This is a genomic window from Silicimonas algicola (assembly GCF_003148765.1).
Taxonomy (GTDB): domain Bacteria; phylum Pseudomonadota; class Alphaproteobacteria; order Rhodobacterales; family Rhodobacteraceae; genus Silicimonas; species Silicimonas algicola.
The window spans coordinates 434,819-461,579 of record NZ_QGGV01000001.1; the positions used below are offsets into that span (position 1 = coordinate 434,819).

The window sequence follows — 26,761 nt, forward strand, 5'->3', positions numbered from 1 at the left end:
GTGGGAATGCCAAGTTTTGTGGCGTCCGCGCGTGGGCAGGGCGCAAAGGTCGCGCTCGGACTGGCATGGGCGGCGGACAGGGCCTAGGTAACGGCGCAGGACGAATCGACGGAGGCCACATGGCGAAGATCACCTATATCGAGCACAACGGGACCGAGCATACGGTCGAGGTGCCGAACGGCCTGACGGTGATGGAAGGCGCGCGCGACAACGGCATTCCGGGGATCGAGGCCGACTGCGGCGGGGCCTGCGCCTGCTCGACCTGCCACGTCTACGTCCATCCCGACTGGGTCGAAAAGCTGCCCGCCGTCGACGCGATGGAGGAGGATATGCTGGACTTCGCCTATCAGCCCGATCCCAAGCGGTCGCGGCTGACCTGCCAGCTCAAGGTCTCGGACAAGCTGGATGGGCTGGTCGTGCAGATGCCGGAGAAGCAGATCTGATCCGCGCGGTCGCTTTGACGCTGGCATTGTGCGCCGGCGCGGCGGGGGCGGAGGAGATCGAGTCGGCGCGCTACGACGGACCGGTGACGCACTATGACCACGGCATCCTGGGCGATGCGGTCGAGTATTCCGAGCTTGTGGTGAAGACCGATCGGGGCCGCGCGTTCCGCGTGCGGCTGCCCGAGGGCGGGCGCGTGTTCGAGGACACGATGCCGCGTCTCTGGGACGTCACCGGCGACGGCGCTCCCGAGGTGGTGGTCGTCGAGACCGATCCGCCGCGCGGGGCGCAACTGGCGATCTATGGAATGACAGGCGGGCGTTTAGCCAAAATCGCCGCCACGCCGCACATCGGGGCGACGCACCGCTGGCTCGCGCCCGTGGGGGCGGCGGATCTGGATGGCGACGGGACGATCGAGGTTGCCTTCGTCGACCGGCCGCATCTTGCGAAGGTGTTGCGGGTGTGGCGCTTCGGCGGCGGGACCTTTCGGGAGGTCGCGTCGCTGGAGGGCGCGACGAACCATCGGATCGGCTGGGATTTCATTCCGGGAGGTGTGCGGACCTGCGGCGCGGCCCCCGAGATCATCGTCGCCTCGGGCGACTGGACGCGGCTGCTGGCGTTGCGCTTCGACGGACGCAATCTCTCCTCGCGGACCCTTGGACCCTATCGCGATCCCTCAAGCCTCGATGCCGCGCTGACCTGTCCCTGAAAGATAAGTGGCGGCGACGCCAGGGAGGAGGAGAGGCGCCGCCGCCGAGGACAAAGGACCCAGGGAGGAGGAGAGGGCCCCTTGTTCCGGTCCCGACCGCTTGGGCCGGGTGTCTGGTGCGGCGACGCCAGGGAGGAGGAGAGGCGCCGCCGCGTAGGACAAAGAACCCAGGGAGGAGGAGAGGGCTCCTTGTTCCGACCCCGGCCTCGCGACCGGGTATGGGTTGTGCGGCGGCGCCAGGGAGGAGGAGAGGCGCCGCCGCCAGGCAGAGAACCCAAAGGGAGGAGGAGGGTTCCCTGGTCTTGTTGCCCGTCACGCAAGGACATCGGGCGGTATTTGCGTGACGACGCCAGGGAGGAGGAGAGGCGCCGTCACAGGTTCCAGGGACCCCGGGAGGAGGTGGAGTCCCCGAAAGCTATCCTTCGTAGGCCGCCTTGTAGGCGACGCCGCGCAGGGCCGACCGGTGCAGACCGAGGTCACTCAGCTCGCGGTCGGTCAGCGACTGCAGCTCGTCCAGCGTGGTCCGGTAGGTGCGGTACTGTGCGTAGCGGCGGCGCATGCCGCCGATGATGCCCGGAAGGCCGGTGGCCAAGTCGCGGGCGTCGTGGTTCACATTTACTGTGCTCATCTTCGTATTCCTTCATGCGGGAGGTGGCCCGCTCTCGTGTTCGTTGGAATTGAAGATAAGCGAATGCTGCACCTGCACAATGCCCGCGTTTGCAATGCCGCTATGCAGCAATGTCATACGTTAACAGTGACGTAAGGTTACGGAATGCTTAAGTTTTCGCCAACTCTGCCTCACCGGGTTGCAGTTGCGGCGAGGGCGGGTGAAATTCGCATCAGCAGCAAGAAAGTTGAGGTCGAAATGACAATCGAACGCCGCGTCGTACTTGACAGGCTCGGAACCGTGGGTGTGCCCGGCGGGGGCGACCTCGTGTCCCGCGACTTGGTTCGCGCGCTGACCATCGACGGCGGAGCGGTCAGATTCGTGATCGAGGCACCTGACGCTGACGCCGCACGACTGCTCGAGGCTGCGCGGGGCGCGGCCGAAGCCGCGGTGCGGGACCTCGAGGGCGTCACTTCGGTCCAGGCGCTTCTGACGGCGCATGGGCCTTCGCCCTCGGCTCCCAAGGCGCCTTCGCTGAAGATCGGCGGGCATCCGACGCCGCAGGAGGGCGGGCCGCAGAAGGTGGCGGGCGTCGACCGGATCATCGCCATCGGATCGGGCAAGGGGGGCGTGGGCAAGTCCACGGTGTCGTCGAACCTCGCTGTGGCGCTGGCGCGCGCCGGGCGGCGGGTCGGGCTTCTGGACGCCGACATCTACGGTCCCTCGCAGCCGAGGATGATGGGCGTCAGCCAGCGTCCCGCCTCGCCGGACGGCAAGACGATCATTCCCCTGCGCGCGCATGGCGTGACGATGATGTCCATCGGCCTGATGGTCGATCCGGCCCGTGCCGTGGTCTGGCGCGGGCCGATGCTGATGGGCGCGATGCAGCAGCTCATGGGGCAAGTGCAGTGGGGCGAGCTTGACGTTCTCCTCGTCGACCTGCCACCGGGCACGGGCGACGTGCAGCTTACGCTCTGCCAGAAGACGAAGCTGACAGGGGCCATCGTGGTGTCGACGCCCCAGGACGTGGCTCTTCTGGACGCGCGGAAGGCCATCGACATGTTCAACACGCTGAAGACGCCGGTGCTGGGTCTGATCGAGAACATGAGCACTTACGTGTGCCCCAACTGCGGCCACGAGGCGCATCTCTTCGGCCACGGCGGCGTCGCGGCCGAGGCGCAGGCTCTCGGCCTGCCTTTCCTTGGCGAGTTGCCCTTGTCGATCGACGTCCGGATCGCGGGCGATGCCGGCGCGCCCGTCGTGACGCAGGGCGGGCCTGTGGCCGAGGCCTATGAAAGGCTGGCGGAGCGTTTGATCGCCGGTGGGATGGGGTGAGCCTGGCGCGCGATGACGCGACGGTCGAGGCGGCGGCACGCGTCGCGGATGTCTACGACCGCGCAGCTCAGGTCTGGCCAACCCTTCGGAGCACGGCTCTCATGGAGCGGCGCTGGCTCGATGCCTTCGTTGCGGCGATGCCGAACGACGGCGGCCGTGTCCTCGATCTCGGGTGCGGGAATGGCGTGCCGATGGCGCGCTACCTGATCGAGCGGGGATGTGGGGTGACGGGTGTGGACGGGTCGGCCTCGATGATCGGACAGGCGCGCAAGGCTCTGCCGGGGGCGGAGTGGATCGTGGGCGACATGCGGCGGCTACAGGTCGAGGGGCCGTTCGGCGGCATCCTCGCCTGGCACAGCCTGTTTCACCTTCCCCGTGACGACCAGCGCGCGCTTTTGGCCCGGCTTGAGACCCTTGCGCTCCCGCGCGCGGCGCTGATGTTCACGAGCGGGACGGAAGACGGCGAGGTTCTGGGGAGGTTGGAGGGCGAGGCGCTTTACCATGCGAGCCTGGACACGGCGGAGTACCGCGACATTCTTGACCTCCACGGCTTCGACATCCTCGAACATGTCGTGTCGGACCCCGATTGCGGCGGCGCGACCGTGTGGCTGGCAGGGAAGCGCGCGGACTGACGGCGAGGCGCTTTCCCCCCTTTCGTCCAACGTCGCTTCTTGCGATAAGGCGCGCGATGACCGACCGGATCGCTCTTGGACTGGCGGGGCTCGTGCTTGCGGCCCTTGCGCTCGACTGGGCCATGGGATGGGGGGTTAGCCTCTATCTCGCGCGGAAATTCCTGGATCTGATCCATCTCGTCGCAATCTGGCGGTGACTAACGAAGGAGAGACCCCGTGGCAGTCAAGGTAGCAATCAACGGATTCGGACGGATCGGACGCAACGTGCTTCGCGCGATCATCGAGTCTGGACGGACCGACATCGAGGTGGTGGCGATCAACGACCTGGGCCCCGTCGAGACCAACGCCCACCTGTTGCGCTACGACAGCGTCCACGGCCGCTTTCCCGCCGAGGTGAAGACGACCGAGACCACAATCGACGTGGGCCGCGGGCCGATCGAGGTCACGGCGATGCGGAACCCTGCGGACCTGCCGTGGAGCAACGTCGACATCGTGCTTGAATGCACCGGCATCTTCACCTCGAAAGAGAAGTGCCAGGCGCATCTCGAGAACGGCTCGAGCCGTGTCCTGATCTCGGCGCCGGGCGACGGCGCGGACAAGACCATCGTCTACGGCGTCAACCACGACACGCTGACGACGGACGACATCGTGGTGTCGAACGCGTCCTGCACGACGAACTGCCTGTCGCCGGTCGCGAAGGTGCTGAACGACACCATCGGCATCACCAAGGGCTTCATGACCACGATCCACAGCTATACGGGCGACCAGCCGACGCTCGACACGATGCACAAGGATCTGTACCGCGCCCGCGCCGCGGCGCTGAACATGATCCCGACGTCGACGGGTGCGGCGAAGGCCGTGGGTCTTGTCCTGCCCGAACTGAAGGGCAAGCTCGACGGCGTGGCGATCCGGGTGCCGACGCCGAACGTGTCGGTCGTGGACCTGGTGTTCGAATCCTCGCGCGCGACCAGCGTGGAAGAAGTGAACGAGGCGATCCGCGAGGCGGCGAACGGCTACCTGAAGGGCATCCTGGGCTTCACCGACGAGAAACTCGTGTCGGGCGACTTCAACCACGACCCGCATTCGTCGATCTTCCACATGGACCAGACCAAGGTGATGGACGGCAACATGGTCCGCATCCTGACCTGGTACGACAACGAATGGGGCTTCTCGAACCGGATGAGCGACACTGCTGTCGCCATGGGCAAGCTGATCTGAGGACGGTCGGCCCGGCCAAAAATGGCCGGGCCATTGCCCGGCGGCGCATGACCCGCTAGGCTCGCTTGGGTTATTTGGTTCGGGGGGGAAAGATGTTCCGGACATTGGGCGTGGCCCTGTTGGCTACATCTCTGGCATTGCCTGTGGGCGCCGAGACCGCGATCTCGAAGTCGCGACAGCAGCTTTTCAAGCGCCAGGTGGCGATCCTCGACAGCCGCGCGGCGCAGCAATACGCCAATTCCGTCAGGCTGAAACCGCAGGACGTGCTGATCCCGGGCGTGCCGGGCAATGACCGCATTCCCCGTTTCTCCGGGTCGGCTCGAAGCGAATACCTTGACGTCGCACGGACCACGGCGCGGCGTCATGGCGTGCCGGAAGATCTCTTCCTGCGGCTGATCTCGCAAGAATCGGGGTGGAACCCGAAGGCCCTGTCGCACAAGGGCGCCATCGGTCTTGCGCAGCTCATGCCGGGTACGGCGGCGCGGTTGAACGTCAATCCGCACGACCCGCAGCAGAATCTGGAGGGCGGCGCGCGCTACCTGGCGCAGCAGTACCGCACCTTCCGATCCTGGCGTCTGGCGCTTGCCGCCTACAACGCCGGACCGGACGCGGTTCGGAAGTACAACGGTGTTCCGCCATATCGCGAGACACAAGGTTACGTCGTCGCCATCTTGGGCGGCTGACAGCCGGCGCCCTTGCCTTCGGAGGGGTCCCCGGGGCAGAGAGGCAGCATGGCGAAGAACACGAGCGGGCGCGGCGAACGCGAACTGAGGGTCCGGGTCAAGACGGCCAAGGGGCGGAAGCTGTCGTCGACGCTGTGGCTCGAGCGGCAGTTGAACGACCCTTACGTGCGCCGCGCCAAGGCCGAGGGCTATCGCGGACGCGCCGCGTTCAAGATCGTCGAGCTAGACGACAAGTACGGCTTCCTTGTCCCCGGCGCGCGCGTCGTGGACCTGGGGTGCGCCCCTGGCGGCTGGTGCCAGGTTGCCGTCGAGCGCGTGAACGCCCTTGGGCAGAAGTCGGGCAAGGCGCAGGGTCGAGTGATCGGCGTGGACCTCCAGGAGGTCGAGCCGATTGCCGGGGCCGAGATCCACCAGCTTGATTTCATGGAGGACGGGGCCGACGACAAGGTGAAGGCCTGGCTGGGCGGCCACGCCGACGTGGTCATGTCGGACATGGCGGCGGCGTCGTCAGGCCACAAGCAGACCGACCACCTGCGCATCGTCGCACTTTGCGAGGCGGCGGCCGAGCTGGCCTTCGACGTGCTGGAGGAGGGCGGCACCTTTGTCGCCAAGGTCCTTGCGGGCGGCGCCGAGGGCGAGCTTCAGCTGACGCTCAAGAGGCGATTCGAGAAGGTCGCCAACGTGAAGCCCCCTGCGTCGCGGTCCGACAGTTCGGAGAAATACGTGGTCGCGACGGGCTTCCGCGGCTGAGCCTCAGAACCCGCTTCGGTCGCTGACCTGCCGTTGGACGGTGAAGACGCGGTCGAGGTCGGGGTTCAACTCCATCCCGAGGCCGGGGCCGGGCGGTGCCGAGATCATGCCGTTCTTCACTTCGGGAAGCGCCGTGACCACGTCGCGATACCACGTCCGATAGAAGGCGCGCACGCTTTCCTGGAAAACCGCGTTCGGCGCGTTGAGCGACAGATGCGTCGAGGCGCAGAGGACCACGGGGCCGGTGCAGTCGTGGGGCGCGACCGGCAGGTGCCAGGTCTCGGCCATCGTCGCAATCTTCTTCGCTTCGGACAGGCCGCCGCACCACGAGATGTCGAGCATCATCACGCCCGCGACGCCGGTTTCGATGTAATCCCGGAAGCCCCAGCGCGTCGCCAGCGTCTCGGAGGCCGAAATGGGAGCGGGCGACACCTCGGCGTAGCGTTTGAGCGACGAGAGGCTGTCCATCTTGATCGGGTCTTCGTGCCAGAAGGTGCCGTAGGGCGTCAGAGCCTTGGCGATCTGCATGGCGGGGAGAAGCTGCCACATGGAGTGGAATTCGACCATGATGTCCATCTTGTCGCCGACGGCGCGGCGGATCTTCTCGAAGGGTTCGAGCGCCTTCTTCAGGTCGGGGACCGAGATGTAGGTGCCGTGGCTCTGTTCGGCGGCGATGTCGAAGGGCCAGATTTTCATCGCCGTGATGCCCTCGTCGAGGAGGGAATGCGCCAGTTCGTCGGCGCGGGTGAGAAAGCCCGTGAGGTCGTCGAGATCCTGCCCGCCGCCGTAGTTGGTCGAAACCTGGCCCTCGGTCGACTTGATGTACTCGGGACCGGCGCAGGTGTTGTAGGTCCGGATCACGGGTCTGGTGAATCCGCCAAGCATCTGGGCTACGGGCATTCCCGCCGCCTTGCCGAAGATGTCCCAGAGCGCGATGTCGAGAGCCGAGTTGCCGCGCACCTCGGCGCCCGAGGACCGGAAGCCGATGTATCCCACGAGGTCGCGCGAGAGGGCGTCGATCTGAAGCGGGTCGCGGCCGATGACGCGGGGGGCGAGAACCTCGTGAACGTAGGTCTCGACCGTGCGGGCGTGGTAGAAGGTCTCGCCCAGGCCCGTGATGCCTTCGTCGGTGTGGACGAGCAGCCAGAGCAGGTTCGGCCTCTCGACCAGGCGGATCGTTTCGAGCTTGGTGATGCGCATAGGGCGGCCCTCCCCACGGCCCGCCCATTGCGCCGGACGGGCATTTTCCCTAATCCCGTGGGTAACTCAAGGAAGGTCCCTTGCACAGCGTCATCCTGATCCCCGCGCGCTACCCTTCGGTCCGGTTTCCCGGCAAGCCGCTCGCCCTTTTGACCGGCGCGACCGGCGAGGCGCGCTCGCTGATCCGGCGAAGCTGGGACGCGGCGAGGGAGGTCTCGGGCGTCGACGGGGTCTATGTCCTGACCGACGACGACCGGATCGCGGAGGCCTCGCGCGCCTTCGGGGCCGAGGTGCTGATGACGTCGGACGCGCCGCGCAACGGCACCGAGCGCTGCGCCGAGGCGCTGGACCTTCTGCCGTCGATGCCGGACGTGGTGGTGAACCTTCAGGGCGACGCACCCCTGACGCCGCCCCACTATGTCGAGGCGCTGGTCGAGGCGATGGCGGATGCGTCGGTCGAGATGGCGACCCCCGTGCTGCGGACCGAACCTCACCACCTCGAAGCCCTTAGGGCCGATCGCAAGGCGGGCCGGGTCGGGGCGACGACGGCGATCTTCCGCGAGGACGGCACGGCGATCTATTTCTCGAAGGAGGTGCTCCCCTTCGCTGACCGCGCCGCCGAGACGGGCATCCCGGTGTTTCACCACGTCGGATGCTATGCTTATCGGCCCGATGCGCTGCGCCGTTACGCGGCCTGGGACATGGGGCCATTGGAGACCGCCGAGGGGCTGGAGCAGTTGCGCTTCCTCGAGAACGGCGTACCGGTCCGCTGCGTCGAGGTCGAGGCGCGGGGCAGGGCGTTCTGGGAGCTGAACAACCCGTCCGACATTCCGCTGATCGAGGACATCATGCGGCGCGAGGGCATTGCATGACCGATGTGGCCGTCGGCTCCGTCACCTTCGGGCAGGAGTTGCCCTTCGTCCTGATTTCGGGGCCCTGCCAGCTCGAGTCGCTCGATCACGCGCGGATGCTTGCGGAGGAGTTGTCGGGGATCACCTCGCGGCTCGGGGTTGGTTACGTCTTCAAGGCGAGCTTCGACAAGGCGAACCGGTCGAGCCTGAAGGGCAAGCGCGGCCTGGGGATCCACGAGGGGCTGTCGATCCTGTCGAAGATACGGGACGAGTACGGCTGCCCGGTCCTGACAGACGTCCATGAGACGGGACAATGCGCCGTCGCGGCGGAGGCGGTCGATATTCTCCAGATCCCGGCTTTTCTGTGCCGCCAGACCGACCTCCTGCTGGCGGCGGGAGAGACGGGGGCCGCGATCAACGTCAAGAAGGGCCAGTTCCTTGCCCCCTGGGATGTCCAGAACATCGCCGACAAGATCGAGACCACCGGCAACAGGCGCATCCTTCTGACCGAGCGGGGCGCCAGCTTCGGTTACAACATGCTGGTGTCGGACATGCGGTCGCTGCCGATCATGGCGCGGACGGGCTATCCGGTCGTCTTCGACGCGACGCATTCGGTGCAGCTTCCGGGTGGGCAGGGGACGACCTCGGGAGGGCAAGCCGAGTTCGTGCCGTCGCTGGCGCGAGCCGCCGTCGCGGTAGGTGTCTCGGCGGTCTTCATCGAAACGCACGAGGAGCCGTCGCGCTCGCCCTCGGACGGGCCGAACATGGTTCGGCTGGACGCAATGGAGGGGCTTCTGGAGACGCTCGTGGCGCTCGACCGGGTGGTGAAGCCGTGACGGCGGCGCACGTCGCCGAGGCGCTCGGCATCGACGCCGAGGGTCTGGCGGCTTTGTCGGGGGCCATCGACGGCATGGCGGATCGAATCGAGGCGGCGCTGGACCTGATCGGCCGGGCCGAGGGCCGGCTGATCGTGACGGGCCTCGGCAAGTCGGGGCACATCGGACGGAAGCTGGCCGCGACTTTCGCGTCGACCGGGACGCCGGCCTACTTCCTGCATCCCTCCGAAGCCTCGCACGGCGACCTGGGCATGGTGACGCCGCAGGACGTCATCATGGCGCTGTCCTGGTCGGGCGAGACGCAGGAACTGTCGGATGTCATAGGTTACGCCAAGCGGCATGGCGTACCGATCGTGGCGCTGACGGGGGCGGAGGACGGCACGCTCGCCCGCGCCGCGACGGTGGCGCTCGTGCTACCCAAGGTGCGCGAGGCCTGCCCGCACAACCTCGCGCCCACGACGTCGACGCTGCTGCAACTGGCGCTCGGCGATGCGCTCGCGGTGGCGCTTTTGCGGCGCAAGGGGCTCGATCCGCGGGATTTCCATGGGTTCCATCCGGGCGGACGTCTCGGGGCGGCGCTGAAGCGGGTAGACGAGGTGATGCATGGTCCCGACGCCCTGCCGCTGGTCGAGGCCAACGCGCCGGTGATCCGCGCCATCGCCGAGGTCTCGGCCAAGGGTCACGGCATCGTCGGCGTGACCGAGGCGGGCCAATTGGCTGGCGTCGTCACAGATGGCGACATCCGCCGCTATCTCGAACGGGCCGCGGGGGCCACCATGCGCGAGGCGCTGCACGAGACGGCAGCGGGCCAGATCATGACGCGCGGCTCGGTGCGGCTGTCGCCCGACATGCTGGTCGGCGAAGCCTTGGCGACGCTTCAGGCGAAGCGCATCTCGGCCGCCTTCGTGACCGAGGCGGACCGCCCCGTCGGCCTCGTCACCATGCTGCGGCTCCTGAACCGCGGCGCTGCCTGAGGCGATGTCGCCGCTCCTGTCCCTCTACCTTGGCTTTTCGAGGGTCTCGGGTCCGCTCTGGCGCTGGTCGAGGCGCCGCCGTGTGGCGCGCGGCAAGGAGGTGGCAGAGCGCCTGCCCGAGAAGTTCGGGACCTACGCCACGCCTCGGCCCGAAGGCACAGTGCTGTGGTTCCACGCCCTGTCGGTCGGAGAGAGCCTGGCGCTGGTGCCGTTGATCGAGCGGGCGTTGGACGACCTGCCCGACGCGCATGTGGTCCTGACGACCTCGACCGCCACCTCGGCCACGGCGCTGGCTGCCGCGCGGCTGCCGGAACGTGCGATCCACGTCCTGTCGCCGGTCGACACGGTCGCGGCGACACGGGCCTTCCTCGACCACTGGCGACCTGACGTGGCGGCCTTCGCCGAACTCGACTTCTGGCCGCGGTTGATGGTCGAGACGAAGGCGCGGGGCATCCCGATGATCCTCGTCAACAGCCGGATGCCAGACGGCAGCTTCGCGCGGAGGAAGCGAATCGCGGGGCCGATGCGGGACGTCCTGCGGCTATTCGACCGGCTTCTGGTGCAGGACGAGGCGAGCGTCGGACGCTTCGCGGCCCTCGGTGCGGACCCGGACAGGATCGAGGTCGCGGGGGCGCTGAAGGCAGCCGCGCGGCCCTTGCCGGCGGACGAAGGCGAGCTGGCGCAACTCGCATCGGCGTTTGGGGACCGGCCGCGCTGGCTGGGCGCCGCAACGCATGGGACCGAACACGCGGCGATGATCGAGGCGCACGGGACGGTGACAAAGGATGAGCCCCGCGCCCTTCTTGTCCTCGCGCCGCGCCACCTGCGCGATGCGGACGAGGCGGAGACGCTTGCAAGGACCCGCTTCAACGTCGCGCGCCGCAGTCGCGGCGAAGCGATCGGGGCCGAGACGCAGGTCTACCTCGCCGACACGATCGGCGAGATGGGGCTGTGGTATCGGCTGTGCCCGGTGAGTTTCGTGGGCCATTCGCTGCTGCCCGACCTCGAAGGCAAAAATCCCTACGAAGCGGCAGCGCTTGGCTCGGCGATCCTGCACGGTCCGCACATGAGCTATTTCGCGGAGAGCTACGAGGCGCTGACGGCCGAGGGCGCTGCGGCCTGCGTGACGGACGAAGACGACCTCGCGAAAGCTGTGCTGAGGCTTCAGGACGAGGCCACGAGGGCTGGAATGAGCGAAGGCGCGCGCCGGGTGATCGCCGCGCGCGGGGCGGTGCTCGACCGGACCTGGGCGGCGATCCGGCTTCTTCTGTCCTGACATACTCCGGGGTGAGCGCCGCAAGGCGCGAGGGGCGAAGCCCCTTCAGCCCAGCTCGGACCGCGTCGGCGGGTTGGCCCCGGCGCGCGAGACGGTGACCGCTGCGGCGCGCGCACCGAGGGAGAGGGCTGCGGCGATGTCCTCCGGCGTCAGCGACCTTACCGCCTTGCGGGTCAGGCGGCCCCGGGCGTGAAGCTCGGCCAGGACGCCCGCGTTGAAGGTGTCGCCCGCACCCACGGTGTCGACGACGGTTGTTTTCCGCGCCTCGACGAAGACCGGGTCGCCCGCGCCATAGCCGGTGACGCCCTCGGCACCTTGCGTGACGCAGACGAGCGAGGGTCCGCGCGACCGCATCCGCTGCGCCTGCTCGGCGAGGTCGCCTTCGCCGTCGAGCCACCGAAGGTCCTCGTCCGAGACCTTGACGATGTCGGCCTGTGCCAGCATCCGGTCGATGCGAGCGCGGTAGGCGGCCTCGTCCCGGATGAAGCCTTGCCGGACGTTCGGGTCGACCATGATGACGCGGCGTTCCGCCTCACGCGCGAGAAGCGCTTCATAGGCCGCCGCGCAGGGCTCGACGACGAGAGAGATGCCTCCGAAGAACAGCGCCTCGACGCTGTCGGGCAGGGCGGGGAGATCGGCCTCGGACAGCATCCGTCCGGCGGTGTTCTCGTCGTAGAAGGCATAGCTGGCGTGGCCGTCCTTCAGCGTGACGAAGGCCAGCGTGGTGGGGCGGTCCGAGCGCGCGGATAGGCTGGCGTCGACGTTCGAGGCCTCGAGCGCGTCGGTCAGAACCTGGCCGAAGAGATCGGTCGAGAGGCCCGAGAAGAACCCGGTCGGCGCGCCGAGACGGCCGAGCGCAATCGCGGTGTTGAAGACAGCGCCGCCCGCGACGGGACGGAAGGCGGCGTCGCCCTCGCGCGTTTCGCGGGGGAGCATGTCGATCAGGGCTTCGCCGGCGCAGAGGATCATGTCGGGTCTCCAGGGTTCAGGCCGGTCTAAGGTCAGCGCCGCGTTCTGACAAGCGTCCCTGCGGATGGCCCGGGACTACTGCGTCTGCGCGTAGAAATAGCCGAAGACGCCTGCTGCGATCAGCCCGAGGATGACGGCGAAGGTGATCTTCCAGGCTGACCACGGGCGCTCGCCGACGACCTGCCCGCTCTGTCCGTTCACGACGAAGCGGAAAGAGCGGGATCGGTAGCGGTAGGCGGCGATCCACACTGGCACCAGGACGTGCTTGAAGGTGACGCCACCGATCTGGGTTTCGACGTGGTCGACCTGCTGGCGGTCGCCGCCGATGTCGAACTTGATGTCGCGGAGGATCTGACGGTCCATGATCTCGCGCGCTTCCCGATAGGCGGGCTCGAGGTCGATCGTGTAGGCCTCGGAGCGGAAGCCGGCGAGGTACTCGGGTTGGTAGGGTTCGAGACGCGTCAGGTCCCACTGGACGAGGGCCAGGCGGAAGTTCTCGGGCAAGGACGTCGTGGCAAGGACGAGAACGTCGTCGAAGAAGCGCGCGACACGGCCGCGGACCGGCGTCCAGCGTACGCGGGGGACCTGCACCTGCTGGCGCTTGCCATCGCGCATGACCGTGCGGGTCTCATAGTAGACCGTGCCGCGCTGGCCGCGATAGGCGCTCTGGGTGTCGGCGTCGAAGGTCCAGCAGGGGACGTAGACGCCGTTCATCCGCCGACCCTTGCGGGCGTACTCCTGCAGTCCGTTCGGCGCGAACCAGAGCGAGCCGAGCCAGCCGGTCATCGCATCGTGGGCCTGGCCCTCCTCAAGCCGGAAGGGCAAGACGGCGCGCGGCTTGATCTGGCGCGAGGTGCCGGTGTCGGTGACCACGGGCGTGGCGCAGAAGGGGCATTCGGCGGCGTGGACGGCGGGGTCGAATTCGAAGCGCGCGCCGCAGTTGGGGCAGTCGACGGTGTGTGCGACCGACATCTCGGCCGATCCGAGGCCTGCGCCGACGGCGCGCTCGAAATCGAGTTCGGCAATGGCCTCGGCACGGGTCCAGGGGCCGTGCTCGATAGGGCGCGTGTTGCCGCAGTGGTCGCAGACCAGACGGTCGTCGCCCGGATCGAACCGCATGTCCGACCCGCACTTGTCGCAGGGGAAATGGTGCTCCTGCTCGGGGCGCTGCGCCGCTTCGATTTCGGTGTCCTGCATGTGTGTCCGGTGGCTCAGCTACGCCGAAGATTCATGCGCCACAGAAGCCCGTCCTTCACGACGAACTGGTGATAGAGCGCCGCGGCCGTGTGCAGGGCGGCGGTGACCAGAAGCAGCGTCTTCAGGACTTCGTGGACATCCGCGGCCGTCTCGGAGCGGAGGTAGAAGGCGAAACCGCCCGCCCAGGGCGTCAGGATCGCCAGCGCGTAGAGCGCCCAGTGCGTCCAGTGCGCGGCGCGGCGCTGCCAGGCGGGGTCGGTCTCGGGCGGAGGCGGCGCGCCGCGACGGACGCGGATCACGAGCCGGAGGATCATCAGGAAGAACACCGTCAGGCCGATCCTGCCGTGAAGGGGCAGGGCGGCGTCGGCGGGCAGATCCTCGAAGTCCTGCATCTGGTCGCTGAGGAGGAAAGCCGCGACGATCAGCACGACGATGAGCCAGTGCAGGCCGACCTGAATGGCCGAGTAGGTGTCGACGGGACGTTTCGGCATGTTGCCGCTCCGATGCGAGAGTGTTGCGAAGGGTCAGCCGGCGGGCGGAGGCGGGGGCATGACGGTGAAGAGCTGCGCCAGTTCGGGCACGTCCTCGGCCTTTTTCCAGCCGTCCTGACCTTGCGTCCAGACCCAGCTCTCGCGCGTGACGCTTCCGTCTGTCGTCATCCGGCCCATATCCGCCTTGGAGTAGGGGCCCGACGTCTGACCGTCCTTGGCGAGGTGCCAGACATGCTCGACCGGCGGCGGAGGAGGCGCCGCGGCGGGCGAACCCCAGGGGCCCGGAGCGCCCGCCATGGCGCCGCCCATCTGCATCCCGAGCCCCGCGCCCATCCCCATGCCCATGGCCTGGCCGACGCCGCTGTTGGGGTTGTCGAGGCTCTGCGCCGCCTTGTAGCGGAAGTGTTGCTCGAGGTTGCCCACGACGCCGCGCGAGGTGCGCTCGTCGAGCGCCTGCTCGACGGCAGGCGGCAGCGAGATGTTCTCGACGTAAAGCTCGGGCAGGGTCACGCCGTAGCCCGCGATGGTCTGCGAGATCGCCTCGGCCACGAGGCGGCCCAGGTCCTGGGTGTTGGCCGCCATGTCGAGCACGGGCATGCTGGCCTGAGCGAGGACGCGGCTGAATTCCTGGACGATGATGTTGCGGATCTGGAAGCTGATCTCGTCCATCGTGAACTCGCCGTCGGTGCCGACGATCTCCTTGATGAAGAGGCCGGGGTCGGCGACCTTGACGGTGTAGGTCCCGAAGGCGCGCAGCCGGACGGGTCCGAACTCGGGATCGCGCAGCATGATCGGGTTCTTGGTGCCCCACTTCAGGTCGGTGAAGCGGCGGGTCGAGACGAAGTAGATCTCGGACTTGAACGGCGACCGGAAGCCGTGGTCCCAGTGCTGGAGCGTCGTCATGATCGGCATGTTGTTCGTCTCGAGCATGTAGAGCCCGGGCATGAACACATCGGCGAGCTGGCCCTCGTGGACGAAGACGGCGGCCTGACCCTCTCGGACGGTCAGCTTGGCGCCGTACTTGATCTCGTGGCCTTCGCGTTCGAACCGCCAGACCATCGTGTCGCGGGTATCGTCGGTCCAGTGGATGACGTCGATGAATTGGCCGGAGAGGAAATCGAGAATGCCCATTGGGGTCTCCCTGTTCTGTTCAGTCGCGGAGGCGACCCGTGAAATGACGGCGCGACAGGGCCAAGCCTGCACGGTGCGCTGGGGTTTGGAAAGAGGGTGTCACGAGCTGCCGCCGGTCAGCTCGGCCGCCATCTGCCGCACGATCGGAGCGGCTGCGTCGGCGTCCATGCCGGGCGAGAGCCGCGGGTCGTAGAGCATCCGGAGCATCTTCTCGTCCATCGCGGTCAGCCGACCGAACTCGTCGTCGTCGTTGAAGATCGACGGCCGGGCGCGCGGACTGTCGTTCGAGAGGCCGAGGCCCTGGGCGATCTCTTCGTGGATGCAGGAGAGGCGCAGGAGCGGCGGAAGCTCGGCCCGGATGACGGCGACGGCGCGCGTGATGACGCCGTCGTCCTTCGGGTCGGTGGCGACGACGATGCAGTAGGTCGCGCGGTCCAGATCCTGCACCACGGCGATCTCGTGGGGGCGGATGCCGGGGATGAGGCGGCGGAGCAGGGGACCGGAGACGCGGCGCTCGTCCTCCGACAGGATCAGCACCTGGAAATTGCCGCCGCGTGGGACGACCGAGACGGGATGACGCGTGATCTGGGCCAGGCGCTCGGCATAGCGACCGACCGACGCGCCATCGTCGGCGCGCTGGCTGTCCGGCACCGAAGGGCCGAACATCAGCTCGAGCTTCACCGGGTCCCGCCAGCGGTTCAGCATGCTTTCGCCTTCTTGCCGCACCAGCGCGCCGCCCACATCTGTGAACTCGCGCGCGAAGGCGGCGGCGCGGAAGGTCTCGGTCAGGCGCCGGTCGTCGTAGGGCACGTCCGGTCCGCCGCCGTCCGCGCGCAGCAGGCCACGCGTCCGGTGCCCGGCCTCGACCCGCCGGTAATAGGCGGCGAGCTCGGTGCTCATCCCGGATACCTCGACCTCGGGCACCTCGGCCTCGGCGCGGGGCGGCGGCGGAGGCACGGCCATTGCGTCGAGCTCGGCGCAGCCGGACAGGATCATCGGCAGGGCTCCCAGGGCGAGCCCCAGGCGGAACGCTTTCATCGTTTCACGAGGCCGACAGGCTTTCTCCCGCGTTGACGCCGACACCGTCGGCCCGCGCCTTGGCGGAAGCGAGCGTGGTCTTCAGTTCCGCTTCCATCTTCTTCAGCTCCTCCTCAGCCTCGGCGCGCTTCTTCTTGCCCTCGTCGGCGATCTGGAGGCTTTCCTGGATCGTCGCGATCAGGTCGGAGTTGGCTTTCTTCACGGCCTCGATGTCGAAGACGCCGCGCTCCATCTCCTCGCGGATCATCTTGTTGGCGTGGCGCAGGTTCTCGGCGTTCGAGGTCAGCAGCTCGTTCGTCAGGTCGTTCGCCTCGCGCACCGCCTCGGCGGCCTCGGTCGAGCGCTGGATGGTCACGGCCTGAGCGAGCTGGGTTTCCCACAGGGGGACGGTGTTGACGAGCGTCGAGTTGATCTTGGTGACGAGGGACTTGTCGTTCTCCTGCACAAGACGGATCGACGGCAGGGACTGCATCGTGACCTGACGGGTCAGTTTCAGGTCGTGGACGCGACGTTCCAGATCGTCCCGGGCGGCGCGGAGGTCGCGCAGTTCCTGCGCCTTCATCACGCCGGCCTCTTCTGGCGCGGCCTGCACCTCGGCGTCCTTCGCCGGGATATCGACGGCGTCGAGACGCTTCAGCTTCTCCTCGCCCGCCGCGATGTAGAGGGCGAGCTCGTCGTAGAAGGCCAGCGTCTTGTCGTAGAGCTGGTCGAGCGACTTGATGTCCTTCAGAAGCTTGTGCTCGTGGTGAAGGAGGTTGTCGGTGATCTTGTCGATCTGGCCCTGCACCTCCTCGAACTTCGCGACGAAGTTGTGAATCGGGGCCGCGCGGCCAAGGAGCCGTTCCCACCACGACCGTTTGCGCCGCACATCCAGTTCGCTGATCGAGAAGCCGCGAATGGTCGAGACGATCTGGCGCAAGCTATCGCCCGCCGGTCCCACGTCCTTGTTGCGGACGTCCTGGAGCATGGCCTGGCTGATTTCCTGAAGCTCGACCTGCGCGGAGGACCCGAAAGACACGATCGAGTTCGTCTCTGACATGTCGATTTCGCCGATGCGCTTCTCTATCTCGGCCGATATGCCGGGGTCGGCGGCCTCGTAGGCCACGATGTCGGTCGACGGTGCGACCAGATGAACCTCGCTCACTTCCTTCACCATTGCCTCGGATTGTTTCGCCTTCTGCCGTACCGTGTCGTCCATCGTCTCAGTCCCTCCATGTGGGGCTATGCCCTGCTGTGGACGCCCTCGCGCTCCAGTCGGTCGCGGAGCACCTCGATCTCCACGTCGAGCGTGGACTTGTCGTCGAGAAGCAGCTTCTCGGTCTTCTTGGCGAAGGTCGTCTCGAGATCGGTCAGCAGCGCCTCGTAGTCGGCGCGCGCCTCCTCGTTGCGGGATCGCAGCCAGAGGTCGGCGAACTGCACCGTCGCATCACGCGCACCGAGGAGGTAGACGGACAGGTAGCGGCGCGCGCTTGTCAGGTCGCGGGGATCCTCCTCGACCACGCGGAACATGCCGCGCGCGGTGGCGGCGAAGTCGGCGACCCGACGCTCCAGGGCAGGAATGCGTGCCCGGGCGATGGCGTCCCGCATCGCGACGAGGTGCTTCTCGGCTTCGTCCACGGCGCGGGCGACGCGGTCGGTCTGGAAGCCGTCCATCCCTTCGGTGCCCTTGTCGCGCAGGGGGTCGGGGCCAAAGGCTGTAAAGTGCAGCGCGGCGCCAAGAATGAAGAACAGGATCGGGTTCAGGAGCGAGAACGTCTCGGGGTTCAGCCCGGCCAAGGCGAGCCCGAGCCCGGTCAGCGCGCTGCCGAAGATCTTGCGCGGGATCGCGGGGCGCTTCGCCACTCGGCGGGCATTGAAGGCGTCCTCGGCGATCAGGCCCTCGCGGGTCAGCCATGCCGCCAGCATCATCAGGCCGAAGGCCGCGAGCTTGAGGAACATGCCGAGCGGTTCGAGCTGGAACGCCGTCAGGAGCATCACGACGGGCGCAATGAAAAGGAAGTTGACGCGCGCGCCCACGGGGCTGCGCCTGCGACCCTCGGGCAGCCTCGGGTGAGACGCCGGCGACTCCGGACTGTGCCGTCCGCGGAAGGGCCGCGCCATCAGGAAGCCCCCGTCACCGAGACGTAGAAGATAAGGCACATCAGCAGGATGAAGGCTGCCTTCTGCATTGCTGTTCCCGTCGTCAGTGCCGTCACCCCGCCGCGCCGTTCCGCTGCCCGGCCGACTCCGCGCAGAAGCGCCGCGACAAGTCCGACGACGGCGAGGGCAAAGAACAGGGCAAGTGCGAAGCGCTGCATGTGGCTCCCTCTCGTGTGCGATCAACATAGGGGATCGGTGACCGCCATACCAGTGCGCCGGCGGCGGAATGAGCCCTGCGGGCTACTTGCGGGCGGGCTTCGGCTTCCTTCCGGCCTCGGTGCGGCGGGGCGGCTTCGCGGCCTTGCGCGCGGTGCCGGTGGTTGGGGCCTTTCCCGCATCGAGACCAAGCTGGTCGCGGACGACCTTCTGGCGCACTTCCTCGACCGCGCCGGCGGCGAGGTCGCCGAGACGGAAGGGGCCGTAGCTTATGCGGATGAGGCGCGAGACCTGGACGCCGACCGCGTCCATCGCGCGACGGATCTCGCGGTTCTTTCCCTCGCGCAGCGAAATCGTCAGCCAGGCGTTGCCGCCCTGCTGGCGGTCGAACGTGACCTCCATCGGGCGGAAGGTCTCGCCATCGATGGTGATGCCCTTGCGCAGCGGTTCGAGCGAGGCCTCGGACGGGCTGCCGTGGACGCGAACGCGATACTTCCTGAGCCAGCCGGTGGAGGGAAGCTCCAGCTTTCGCTTGACCTCGCCGTCGTTCGTCAGAAGGAGGAGGCCCTCGGAGTTGATGTCGAGCCGGCCGACGCTGACCACGCGCGGCATTCCTTCGGGCAGCGCGTCGAAGACGGTCTGGCGGCCCTTCTCGTCCTTCGTCGTCGTGACGAGGCCCTGAGGTTTGTGGTAGAGCCAGAGACGCGGCGGCTCGCGCTCGGCCAGGGCCTTGCCGTCGACGGCGATGCGGTCCTTTTCGGTGACGTTGAGCGCGGGGCTGTCGATGACCTTGCCGTTCACGCTGACCCGGCCTTCGCCGATGATGCGTTCGGCGTCGCGGCGCGAGGCCACGCCGTGGCGGGCGAGGACCTTGGCGATGCGGTCGCCGGGGGGCGTGTCGGTGCTCATGCCTTGGCTTATCCCGCGCGGACCGGGAGGGAAAGGGAGCCCGCGCATGCCGCCTCCGGCGGGAGTATTTGGTCCAAGAAGAAAGACAAGGGCGGGATTGAACGGCATAAGGCGGGCATGAGGTTTGGCAGTTTCATGGACAGGGCGCTGGAGGAGGCGCGGGGCGCAGGCGCGCGCGGCGAGGTGCCCGTGGGCGCGGTGCTGGTGGGACGCGAAGGGGATGTGATCGCGGCGGCGGGCAACCGGACGCGCGAGCAGTCCGATCCCACGGCTCATGCCGAGATGCTGGTCATCCGCGCGGCGGCGAAGCGCCTCGGGTCGGAGCGGCTGACGGGGTGCGACCTTTACGTGACGCTCGAACCTTGCGCCATGTGTGCGGCCGCCATCGCCGCCGCGCGGATCGGGCGGCTTTACTACGGCGCGGCGGACCCGAAGTCGGGGGGCGTGGCGCATGGGGCGAGGGTGTTCTCGCATCCACAGGCGCATCATGTTCCGGAGGTCTACGACGGGATCGGGGCCGGGGAGGCGGCGGATCTGCTGCGCGCGTTCTTCGCGGACAGGCGCTAGATCTCTACCGTCTCCATCACTTCCATCACCTTCACGTCGACGTCGGGAAGCTCCTCGATCAGGGTCTTGGCGTCCTGCGCGAGGATCGGGAACGTCTTGTAGTGGCAGGGGATGACCACCTTGAAGTCGAAGAACCTCTTCGCCGCCCAGGCCGCGGCCTTCTGGTCCATCGTGTAATGGCCGCCACAGCAGAGGATGCCGATGTCGGGGGCATAGTATTCGCCGAACCAGCCCATGTCGGCCATCACGTCGGTGTCGCCGGAGAAGTAGATCGTGTGGCCCTCGCCCCGGATCATGAACCCGGCCTCGGAGCCCGCGACACCCGGTCCGTCGTCGCCGAAGTCGATGGAGGAGGAATGGCAGGCGTTGACCATCGAAACCTTCACGTTGCCGAGCGCGATCGTGCCGCCCTTGCCGAAGCCCAAGGTCTCGACACCGTCGCCGCCCAGAACCTCGGAGAGTTCGTGGATGCAGGCGATGGGGATCTTCTGCTCGCTCGCGATGACCCTGCAATTCGAGGCATGATCGCCGTGGCCATGGCTGAGAAGGATCGCCGTCGCCCCCGAGAGCGCCTCGTCGTGACGGCCGTCCGGGAACACGGGGTTGCCGTTCAGCCAGGGGTCGACGAGGAGGATCTGGTCCCCGATCTCGATGCGGAAACCGGAGTGGCCGAGCCAGGTGATCTTCATGCGATGCTCCCTATCCTGTCGGGAATAGGATAGGGACAGGCATGGACTGGACAAGGGCGATCGACGGCTATTGCGAACGGACGGACCCTTCGCTTTGGTCCGAGCCGGTCAATGCGGTGACGAACCTGGCCTTTCTAGCCATGGCCTGGATGATGTGGCACCGGTCGCAGGGGCAGGCCGGAGGGCGTGTCCTGTCGGTCATCCTCGCGGTGATCGGGGTGGGCTCGCTTCTGTTTCACACATTCGCCGTCGCGTGGGCTGCGATGGCGGACAGCCTTCCGATCCTCATCTTCACGCTGGTCTACACCTTCCTTGCCAATCGCCGGTTCCTTGGCTGGCCGGTCTGGGGCGCCGCCCTCGGCGCGGCGGGTTATGTTCCCTGGACGGCGGCGCTGACGCCCGTGTTCGACGCCCTGCCGTTCTTCACGGTATCGGACTATTATTGGCCGCTGCCCCTGCTGATCTTTGCCTACGGCCTCTACCTGCGCCGTGAGACGCCCGAGACAGGGCGCAACCTCATCATCGGCGCGGCGATCCTGTCGCTGTCGCTGACCTTCCGGTCGCTCGACATGGCGGTCTGTGACGGTTTCCCCGTCGGCACCCATTTCCTGTGGCACATCCTGAACGCGCTGATGCTGGGCTGGATGATCGAGACCTGGCTTCGGCACGGCGACCGCGTGCCCGACTGAGGCAGGCCGGAGTCCTGCGGGCGAGGCTTGGCTTCCCGCCCGGCCCGCGCTAAAGGCGGGTCCGTTCTTCAAGACGGAGCCGATCATGTCCATCGACAGGGAAACCGCCCGCCGCGTCGCCAAGCTGGCGCGGATCAAGGTGGAGGAAGGCGACCTCGACGCGCTCGCGGGCGAGTTCAACGCCATCCTCGGGTTTGTCGAGCAACTGAACGAGGTCGATGTCGAGGGCGTGGAGCCGATGGTTTCGGTCACGCCGATGCGGCTGAAGCGGCGGCAGGATGCGGTGACGGACGGCGGCTATCAGGAGAAGATCCTGTCGAACGCGCCCGACGCGCGGGAAGGCTTCTTCGCGGTTCCGAAGGTGGTGGAGTGATCTCATGTCGAGCCTGAACACCCTGACCCTCGCCGACGCGCGAGAGGCGCTTCGCTCGGGCGACACGACGTCGGCGGCGCTGACGCGCGCGTGCCTTGACGCTGTCGAGGCTGCGTCGGCGCTGAATGCGGTGGTGCATCCGACGCCTGATCTGGCCATGCAGCAGGCGGAGGCGGCGGATGCGCGATTGAAGGCGGGGGACGCCCCGTCGCTCTGCGGCATCCCGCTTGGCATAAAGGACCTGTTCTGCACCAGGGGCGTGGCGAGTCAGGCGGCGTCGGGCATCCTCGAGGGCTTCCGCCCCGAGTATGAATCCACCGTCACGACGCAGCTTTTCGAAGCCGGCGCGGTCATGGTCGGCAAGCTGAACATGGACGAATTCGCCATGGGCTCGTCGAACGAGACCAGCGTCTACGGCAACGTCGTGAACCCTTGGCGGCGCGGCAACGACGACACGGCGCTGACGCCGGGCGGATCGTCGGGTGGGTCGGCGGCGGCGGTCGCGGCCGACCTGTGCCTTGGCGCCACGGGGACGGACACGGGCGGTTCGATCCGGCAGCCTGCGGCGTTCGTGGGCATTACGGGGCTGAAGCCGACCTATGGACGCTGCTCGCGGTGGGGGATCATCGCCTTCGCCTCGTCGCTCGACCAGGCGGGGCCGATGGCGAAGACGGTGCGGGATTGCGCGATCCTGCTTCAGGCGATGGCCGGGCACGACCCGAATGATTCGACCAGCGCCGACCTCGCAGTGCCGGACTTCGAGGCGATGCTGACCGGGGACATTCGCGGCAAGACCATCGGCATTCCCAAGGAATACCGGATGGACGGAATGCCCGACGAGATCGAGGCGCTCTGGACCGAGGGGCGGACGATGCTCGAGGATGCTGGGGCAAAGATCGTCGACATCTCGCTGCCGCATACGAAATACGCGCTTCCGGCCTACTACGTCATCGCGCCGGCCGAGGCGTCTTCGAACCTCGCGCGCTATGACGGGGTCCGCTATGGGCACCGCGCGAAACTGGGGCAGGGCGACGGCATCACCGAGATGTACGAGAAGACCCGCGCCGAGGGCTTCGGCGCGGAGGTCAAGCGGCGCGTGATGATCGGGACCTATGTCCTGTCGGCGGGTTTCTACGACGCCTACTACAACCGCGCGCGCAAGGTGCGGACGCTGATCAAGAAGGACTTCGAGGACGTCTTCGCGCAGGGCGTCGATGCGATCCTGACGCCTGCCACACCCTCGGCGGCCTTCCCTCTCGGGCAGGAATTCGACGATCCGGTGCAGATGTACCTCAACGACGTCTTCACTGTGACCGTGAACCTCGCCGGACTGCCGGGCATCGCCGTGCCCGCCGGGCTTGACCGCCAGGGCCTGCCCCTCGGGCTTCAGCTCATCGGCAAGCCGTGGGAAGAGGGTGAGTTGCTGAATATCGCGCAGACCATCGAGGATCGCGCTGGTTTTGTGGCCAAGCCCGCCAAATGGTGGTAGGCTTCGCGCCAAGAATGACGAAGGCAGAGCAGAGACCATGACCATTCGCTTTCTGGGCCTTGCAGCGCTTTGCGCGCTTGCGGCCTGTGCGCCGTCCATGCCGGACAGCAATCCCGCCAGCACCGCGGGCGTGGGTTTCGGCGACTATGACAACTACGCGGCCCAGCGCGCGGCACGGGATGCCGAGCTTGAGCGGCGCAGCCTGCCGTTGCCCGAGGAGCGGGCCATTGCGGAAGAGACGCTTGGCGTCCTGAACCGTACGGCCGCGCCGGGAACGACCGTCGCCTCGACGACGCTGCCTGCGGCCGCCGCCCCTGCCGCCGGACCGGGAGAGCCGCTGTCGGTGATCCCGCTGGCCTCGGGCACGACGGGCAGCACCAGCATCTCGGACGAACAGAACTTCGACGCCGTTGCCTCGCGCGAGACGATCCAGAGCGACGCCGCGCGCCTGGCGCGCCAGCGCCAGTCCTTCGAGGTCGCACAGCCCTCGGCCCTGCCCGAGCGGCAGGAGGCGGGCGGCGCGGGTATCGTTCAATACGCGCTCTCGACCACGAACCAGGTCGGTCAGCAGGCGTATCGCCGGAACGACCGCGTGACCGACAGCCAGTACCAGCGCAACTGCGCGAGGTATGGCTCGTCGGACAGGGCGCAGGAGGCGCTTCTGTCGTCGGGAGGGCCCGAGCGCGACAGGCACGGGATCGACCCAGACGGGGACGGCTTCGCCTGCTACTGGGACCCGTCCCCCTTCCGCGCGGCGATGCGCTGACGCCATGGAGATCGTCGACCGCCCCTCGCCGAACCACGGAGACAGGAGGGGCGGCGCGCGGGTCGAGCTGATCGTCCTTCATCACACCGCCATGCCGGCCTGCGAGGACGCCCTGGGCCGTCTCTGCAACCCCGAACACGAAGTTTCGTCGCATTATCTGATCGGACGCGATGGCACGCTTTATCGCCTTGTGGACGAGGAGCGGCGCGCCTGGCATGCGGGCGAGGGCAGGTGGGCGGGGCGCGACGACGTCAACTCCAGGTCCATCGGCATCGAACTCGACAACGACGGGTCGTCGGCCTTCGAGGAAGAGCTGATGACGACGCTCGAGGCGCTTCTCGAGGACCTTCTGGAGCGGCACGAACTGCACCCGAAGGCAGTCATAGCGCATTCGGACATGGCGCCTGGACGCAAGAGCGATCCGGGCCCCTGGTTCGAGTGGAAACGCCTGGCGGAAAAGGGCTTGTCGGTCTGGCCGGACCCTGCCTTGCAGGGCGATTTCATGCGCGATGCGGCGTTCTTCGGCTATCCGGTCGAGGTGGGTGAGGCCGCCGTGCTCTCGGCGTTCCGGCAGCGCTTCAGGCCCTTTGCCGACGGACCGATCGGAACGCCGGATCGGGCGATGATGGCGGGTCTCGCGCGGCACTTTCCATCGGACGTGACCGAGCGGACGGCGAGCCGTGTGCCGTCGCGTCCGTTCCGGACGCTCTGACGCTTTATCTCGCGCGGACAACAGACTATATCGCCCTCGCGGACGGCCGGGCGACCGCGCGCAAGCGAGGAAAGTCCGGACTCCACGAAGCGACGGTGCCGGGTAACGCCCGGCCGGGGCAACCCGAGGGAAAGCGCCACAGAGAACAGACGGCCTTCGCGGGTCGCGCAAGCGGCTCACGCGGGTCACGGTGAAACGGTGCGGTAAGAGCGCACCGCGGGACGGGCAACCGGACCGGCACGGCAAGCCCCACCGGGAGCAATGTCGAATAGGGGGTCCATATGGGCAGGCTTCGGCCCGGACCCCGGGTAGACAGCTTGATCCCGTCGGTAACGGCGGGACCAGATGAATGGTCGTCCCCCTTTTCGGAGGGGACAGAATCCGGCTTACAGGCCGTCCGCACCTTTCGTTTCCCGGCGTCCCCGGGGAACGCCCTTGACAGCGTGGCCCCAGCCTTTAGAAGGCGGGCTTCAGGATTTCGGGTCGCGGCGCCAGCCCCGGCCAAGCAGGAGACGACCCATGGCGAAACCGACGACGATCAAGATCCGTCTGAACTCGACCGCGGACACCGGCCATTTCTACGTGACCAAGAAGAACGCCCGCACGATGACCGAGAAGATGGTGGTCAAGAAATACGATCCCGTCGTCCGGAAGCACGTCGAATACAAGGAAGGCAAGATCAAGTAAGGATCTTTCCCTTTCGTGAACGACAGGGCCGCGTCCGGGACGCGGCCTTTTTCATGGGCTCACGGCCGGTAGGGATTCGATGCCGGGCGACCGGAAAAGTCGGTCCAGGACCGCTCTTCCGGGTCGCGGCAGACGCGCAGCACGCGGTCGTGGTCGGGATAAGTCACCGTGTCGGATCGACTCCGCGTCCCGACGATGAGGTAGCGCGCCTCGGCGTCCGAGGTGTTCTCGACGCAGTGGCCGACGGGGTCGCCGGCCTTCCAGGTCACGACGTCGCCGGGACAAAGGATGTGCGTTTCGTCGCCCTCGTGGAGCGTGACCTCGCCTTCGAGCATCATGAGGAACTCGTCTTCCTCGGCGTGCCAGTGCTTGATCGAGGAGAGGGAACCGGGGGGCAGGATCTCGACCGCCGCGCCGAACTGGGTCAGGCCGCCGGCGTCTGAATACGGAAGGACCTTGCAGGGGCCGCAGGGCCCGCCGCCGCCATCGGTCTCATAGGTCTCGACGGTGTCCGCGCGGTGGATGGGCATGGGCGTTCTCTCACTCGATGTGACGCAAGACTGGACGAAGAGGATCGGGATGGCCAGATCATCGGATATGACCTCCGGCATTACCCTCAGGCGCGCCACACCGTCCGATCTGGGCGCGGTCGATGCGCTGCTTCTGCGGTCCTACCCGAGACTACTGAAAGGCGCTTATCCACCGTCGCTTCTGGTGACCGCGATCCCGCTTCTTTCACGGGGGAATCCGGCCCTTCTGGCCTCGGGCACCTACTTCGTCGTGGAGGCGGGGTCGACCATCGTCGGCGCAGGCGGATGGACGTCGAGCGAGCCGGGGACGGGTCGGGCCGGGGCGCCCGCGACGGGCCATGTGCGGCATGTGGCGACCGATCCGGAGCGAACGCGAGAGGGGATCGGGCGCGCGCTGATGGCGCATATCTTCGACGACGCGCGGGCGGCTGGGATCACGCGGTTGGACTGTCTATCGACGCTGATGGCGGTGCCGTTCTATGCCGCCTGCGGGTTCGAGGCCGTGGGGCCGGTGACCGTTCCTCTCAGGCCGGGGATCGAGTTTCCGGCCGTGCGGATGCACAGGTCCCTGTGATCCTTACGAAAGGTTGCCGGCGCGCGCGGAGATCGGGGGATTTTCTGCGGTTGCTCCGATTTGCCGTAACCGCAAGGCCCGCGGTGCGGGACGGGGCGTCGGCGATGCGTCTGCACCCTGTCGGCAAGGCGTATGGCACCTGT

33 protein-coding genes and 1 other RNA gene are annotated in these 26,761 nt (G+C 67.4%); 21 read left to right on the forward strand and 13 right to left on the reverse strand.

What is annotated here, in order from left to right; genetic code table 11:
* The first annotated feature begins 119 nt into the window (after positions 1-119).
* Positions 120-443, forward strand: a complete 324-nt coding sequence (locus C8D95_RS02185; protein ID WP_109757493.1) for a 2Fe-2S iron-sulfur cluster-binding protein — start codon at positions 120-122, stop codon at positions 441-443.
* Positions 444-457: 14 nt separating this feature from the next.
* Positions 458-1,150 (forward strand): FG-GAP repeat domain-containing protein, encoded by a 693-nt coding sequence (locus C8D95_RS02190; protein WP_241239788.1) that lies wholly within the window; start codon positions 458-460, stop codon positions 1,148-1,150.
* Positions 1,151-1,565: 415 nt separating this feature from the next.
* Here the strand turns inward: C8D95_RS02190 and C8D95_RS02195 are convergent, their stop codons facing one another.
* Positions 1,566-1,778 carry a DUF1127 domain-containing protein gene (locus C8D95_RS02195; RefSeq protein WP_109757495.1) on the reverse strand — a complete coding sequence of 71 codons (213 nt, stop codon included), beginning with the start codon at positions 1,776-1,778 and terminating at the stop codon, positions 1,566-1,568.
* Between the two features lie 237 nt (positions 1,779-2,015).
* On the opposite strand from C8D95_RS02195, the gene C8D95_RS02200 reads away from it, so the two are divergent.
* The 6 genes from C8D95_RS02200 (at position 2,016) to C8D95_RS02220 (ending at position 6,375) form a co-directional block, all read left to right on the forward strand.
* A complete protein-coding gene (locus C8D95_RS02200; RefSeq protein WP_109757496.1) occupies positions 2,016-3,092 on the forward strand; it encodes an Mrp/NBP35 family ATP-binding protein in 1,077 nt (358 codons plus the stop codon).
* The gene (locus C8D95_RS02205; RefSeq protein ID WP_241239789.1) at positions 3,089-3,724 is read left to right on the forward strand and encodes a class I SAM-dependent methyltransferase; all 636 of its coding nucleotides are present in this window, start codon (positions 3,089-3,091) and stop codon (positions 3,722-3,724) included. Before C8D95_RS02200 ends, C8D95_RS02205 begins: the two co-directional genes overlap by 4 nt.
* Positions 3,725-3,780: 56 nt before the next feature.
* Positions 3,781-3,921, forward strand: coding sequence for a hypothetical protein (locus C8D95_RS21900; RefSeq protein WP_164721563.1), 141 nt, complete (start codon positions 3,781-3,783; stop codon positions 3,919-3,921).
* A gap of 19 nt (positions 3,922-3,940) precedes the next feature.
* Entirely contained in the window at positions 3,941-4,942 is a 1,002-nt protein-coding gene (gap, locus tag C8D95_RS02210; RefSeq protein ID WP_109757497.1) for a type I glyceraldehyde-3-phosphate dehydrogenase, read from the forward strand.
* A gap of 92 nt (positions 4,943-5,034) precedes the next feature.
* Entirely contained in the window at positions 5,035-5,625 is a 591-nt protein-coding gene (locus C8D95_RS02215) for a lytic transglycosylase domain-containing protein (protein WP_109757498.1), read from the forward strand.
* A gap of 48 nt (positions 5,626-5,673) precedes the next feature.
* On the forward strand, positions 5,674-6,375 hold the full coding sequence (locus C8D95_RS02220) for an RlmE family RNA methyltransferase (RefSeq protein WP_109757499.1): 702 nt from the start codon (positions 5,674-5,676) through the stop codon (positions 6,373-6,375).
* A 3-nt stretch (positions 6,376-6,378) separates the two neighbouring features.
* Here C8D95_RS02220 and C8D95_RS02225 read toward each other — a convergent pair whose 3' ends face one another.
* Complete coding sequence (locus C8D95_RS02225; protein WP_109757500.1) at positions 6,379-7,575, reverse strand: mandelate racemase/muconate lactonizing enzyme family protein; 1,197 nt, start codon at positions 7,573-7,575, stop codon at positions 6,379-6,381.
* Positions 7,576-7,655: 80 nt separating this feature from the next.
* Here C8D95_RS02225 and C8D95_RS02230 point away from each other — a divergent pair, with 80 nt between their 5' ends.
* The 4 genes from C8D95_RS02230 to C8D95_RS02245 are packed head-to-tail and all read left to right on the forward strand — an operon-like array spanning position 7,656 to position 11,512.
* Positions 7,656-8,447, forward strand: a complete 792-nt coding sequence (locus tag C8D95_RS02230; RefSeq protein ID WP_109757501.1) for a 3-deoxy-manno-octulosonate cytidylyltransferase — start codon at positions 7,656-7,658, stop codon at positions 8,445-8,447.
* A complete protein-coding gene (gene kdsA, locus C8D95_RS02235) occupies positions 8,444-9,262 on the forward strand; it encodes a 3-deoxy-8-phosphooctulonate synthase (protein ID WP_109757502.1) in 819 nt (272 codons plus the stop codon). Before C8D95_RS02230 ends, kdsA begins: the two co-directional genes overlap by 4 nt.
* Positions 9,259-10,236, forward strand: coding sequence for a KpsF/GutQ family sugar-phosphate isomerase (locus C8D95_RS02240; protein WP_241239790.1), 978 nt, complete (start codon positions 9,259-9,261; stop codon positions 10,234-10,236). The genes kdsA and C8D95_RS02240 overlap by 4 nt, the downstream gene beginning before the upstream one ends.
* 4 nt (positions 10,237-10,240) lie before the next feature.
* Positions 10,241-11,512, forward strand: a complete 1,272-nt coding sequence (locus C8D95_RS02245) for a 3-deoxy-D-manno-octulosonic acid transferase (RefSeq protein WP_109757503.1) — start codon at positions 10,241-10,243, stop codon at positions 11,510-11,512.
* A 45-nt stretch (positions 11,513-11,557) separates the two neighbouring features.
* Here the strand turns inward: C8D95_RS02245 and C8D95_RS02250 are convergent, their stop codons facing one another.
* From C8D95_RS02250 to C8D95_RS02290, 9 genes are all read right to left on the reverse strand, one after another.
* Positions 11,558-12,481, reverse strand: a complete 924-nt coding sequence (locus tag C8D95_RS02250; protein ID WP_109757504.1) for a carbohydrate kinase family protein — start codon at positions 12,479-12,481, stop codon at positions 11,558-11,560.
* A gap of 75 nt (positions 12,482-12,556) precedes the next feature.
* A complete protein-coding gene (locus C8D95_RS02255; RefSeq protein ID WP_109757505.1) occupies positions 12,557-13,678 on the reverse strand; it encodes a TFIIB-type zinc ribbon-containing protein in 1,122 nt (373 codons plus the stop codon).
* A gap of 14 nt (positions 13,679-13,692) precedes the next feature.
* Positions 13,693-14,169, reverse strand: coding sequence for a cytochrome b (locus C8D95_RS02260; RefSeq protein WP_109757506.1), 477 nt, complete (start codon positions 14,167-14,169; stop codon positions 13,693-13,695).
* A 33-nt stretch (positions 14,170-14,202) separates the two neighbouring features.
* Positions 14,203-15,300: an SPFH domain-containing protein gene (locus C8D95_RS02265; protein WP_109757507.1), complete on the reverse strand. Its 1,098-nt coding sequence runs from the start codon at positions 15,298-15,300 to the stop codon at positions 14,203-14,205.
* Positions 15,301-15,399: 99 nt separating this feature from the next.
* A complete protein-coding gene (locus tag C8D95_RS02270) occupies positions 15,400-16,338 on the reverse strand; it encodes a DUF2927 domain-containing protein (protein ID WP_109757508.1) in 939 nt (312 codons plus the stop codon).
* A 4-nt stretch (positions 16,339-16,342) separates the two neighbouring features.
* Positions 16,343-17,536 (reverse strand): toxic anion resistance protein, encoded by a 1,194-nt coding sequence (locus tag C8D95_RS02275; protein ID WP_109757509.1) that lies wholly within the window; start codon positions 17,534-17,536, stop codon positions 16,343-16,345.
* Positions 17,537-17,559: 23 nt separating this feature from the next.
* The gene (locus C8D95_RS02280; RefSeq protein ID WP_109757510.1) at positions 17,560-18,438 is read right to left on the reverse strand and encodes a 5-bromo-4-chloroindolyl phosphate hydrolysis family protein; all 879 of its coding nucleotides are present in this window, start codon (positions 18,436-18,438) and stop codon (positions 17,560-17,562) included.
* Entirely contained in the window at positions 18,438-18,635 is a 198-nt protein-coding gene (locus C8D95_RS02285) for a hypothetical protein (RefSeq protein ID WP_109757511.1), read from the reverse strand. The genes C8D95_RS02280 and C8D95_RS02285 overlap by 1 nt, the downstream gene beginning before the upstream one ends.
* Before the next feature lie 82 nt (positions 18,636-18,717).
* Positions 18,718-19,542, reverse strand: coding sequence for a pseudouridine synthase (locus tag C8D95_RS02290; protein ID WP_109757512.1), 825 nt, complete (start codon positions 19,540-19,542; stop codon positions 18,718-18,720).
* 117 nt (positions 19,543-19,659) lie between these two features.
* On the opposite strand from C8D95_RS02290, the gene C8D95_RS02295 reads away from it, so the two are divergent.
* Positions 19,660-20,109, forward strand: coding sequence for a nucleoside deaminase (locus tag C8D95_RS02295; protein ID WP_109757513.1), 450 nt, complete (start codon positions 19,660-19,662; stop codon positions 20,107-20,109).
* Here C8D95_RS02295 and C8D95_RS02300 read toward each other — a convergent pair.
* On the reverse strand, positions 20,106-20,798 hold the full coding sequence (locus C8D95_RS02300) for a metal-dependent hydrolase (protein WP_109757514.1): 693 nt from the start codon (positions 20,796-20,798) through the stop codon (positions 20,106-20,108). The two genes, C8D95_RS02295 and C8D95_RS02300, sit on opposite strands and share 4 nt — an antisense overlap.
* A 41-nt stretch (positions 20,799-20,839) precedes the next feature.
* On the opposite strand from C8D95_RS02300, the gene C8D95_RS02305 reads away from it, so the two are divergent.
* From C8D95_RS02305 to rpmG, 7 genes are all read left to right on the forward strand, one after another.
* Positions 20,840-21,487: a ceramidase domain-containing protein gene (locus C8D95_RS02305; RefSeq protein ID WP_109757515.1), complete on the forward strand. Its 648-nt coding sequence runs from the start codon at positions 20,840-20,842 to the stop codon at positions 21,485-21,487.
* Between the two features lie 85 nt (positions 21,488-21,572).
* Entirely contained in the window at positions 21,573-21,860 is a 288-nt protein-coding gene (gene gatC, locus C8D95_RS02310) for an Asp-tRNA(Asn)/Glu-tRNA(Gln) amidotransferase subunit GatC (RefSeq protein ID WP_109757516.1), read from the forward strand.
* A 4-nt stretch (positions 21,861-21,864) separates the two neighbouring features.
* Entirely contained in the window at positions 21,865-23,349 is a 1,485-nt protein-coding gene (gatA, locus tag C8D95_RS02315) for an Asp-tRNA(Asn)/Glu-tRNA(Gln) amidotransferase subunit GatA (protein WP_109757517.1), read from the forward strand.
* A 37-nt stretch (positions 23,350-23,386) separates the two neighbouring features.
* Positions 23,387-24,115, forward strand: a complete 729-nt coding sequence (locus C8D95_RS02320) for a hypothetical protein (RefSeq protein WP_109757518.1) — start codon at positions 23,387-23,389, stop codon at positions 24,113-24,115.
* A 4-nt stretch (positions 24,116-24,119) separates the two neighbouring features.
* Positions 24,120-24,827 carry an N-acetylmuramoyl-L-alanine amidase gene (locus C8D95_RS02325; RefSeq protein WP_109757519.1) on the forward strand — a complete coding sequence of 236 codons (708 nt, stop codon included), beginning with the start codon at positions 24,120-24,122 and terminating at the stop codon, positions 24,825-24,827.
* 38 nt (positions 24,828-24,865) lie between these two features.
* Positions 24,866-25,232, forward strand: an RNA gene (gene rnpB, locus C8D95_RS02330) — RNase P RNA component class A.
* A 114-nt stretch (positions 25,233-25,346) separates the two neighbouring features.
* Complete coding sequence (gene rpmG, locus C8D95_RS02335) at positions 25,347-25,514, forward strand: 50S ribosomal protein L33 (RefSeq protein WP_008034579.1); 168 nt, start codon at positions 25,347-25,349, stop codon at positions 25,512-25,514.
* 59 nt (positions 25,515-25,573) lie between these two features.
* Here the strand turns inward: rpmG and C8D95_RS02340 are convergent, their stop codons facing one another.
* Positions 25,574-26,044 carry a cupin domain-containing protein gene (locus tag C8D95_RS02340; RefSeq protein ID WP_109757946.1) on the reverse strand — a complete coding sequence of 157 codons (471 nt, stop codon included), beginning with the start codon at positions 26,042-26,044 and terminating at the stop codon, positions 25,574-25,576.
* Between the two features lie 49 nt (positions 26,045-26,093).
* On the opposite strand from C8D95_RS02340, the gene C8D95_RS02345 reads away from it, so the two are divergent.
* Positions 26,094-26,618 carry a GNAT family N-acetyltransferase gene (locus C8D95_RS02345; protein ID WP_241239791.1) on the forward strand — a complete coding sequence of 175 codons (525 nt, stop codon included), beginning with the start codon at positions 26,094-26,096 and terminating at the stop codon, positions 26,616-26,618.
* Positions 26,619-26,761 lie beyond the last annotated feature (143 nt).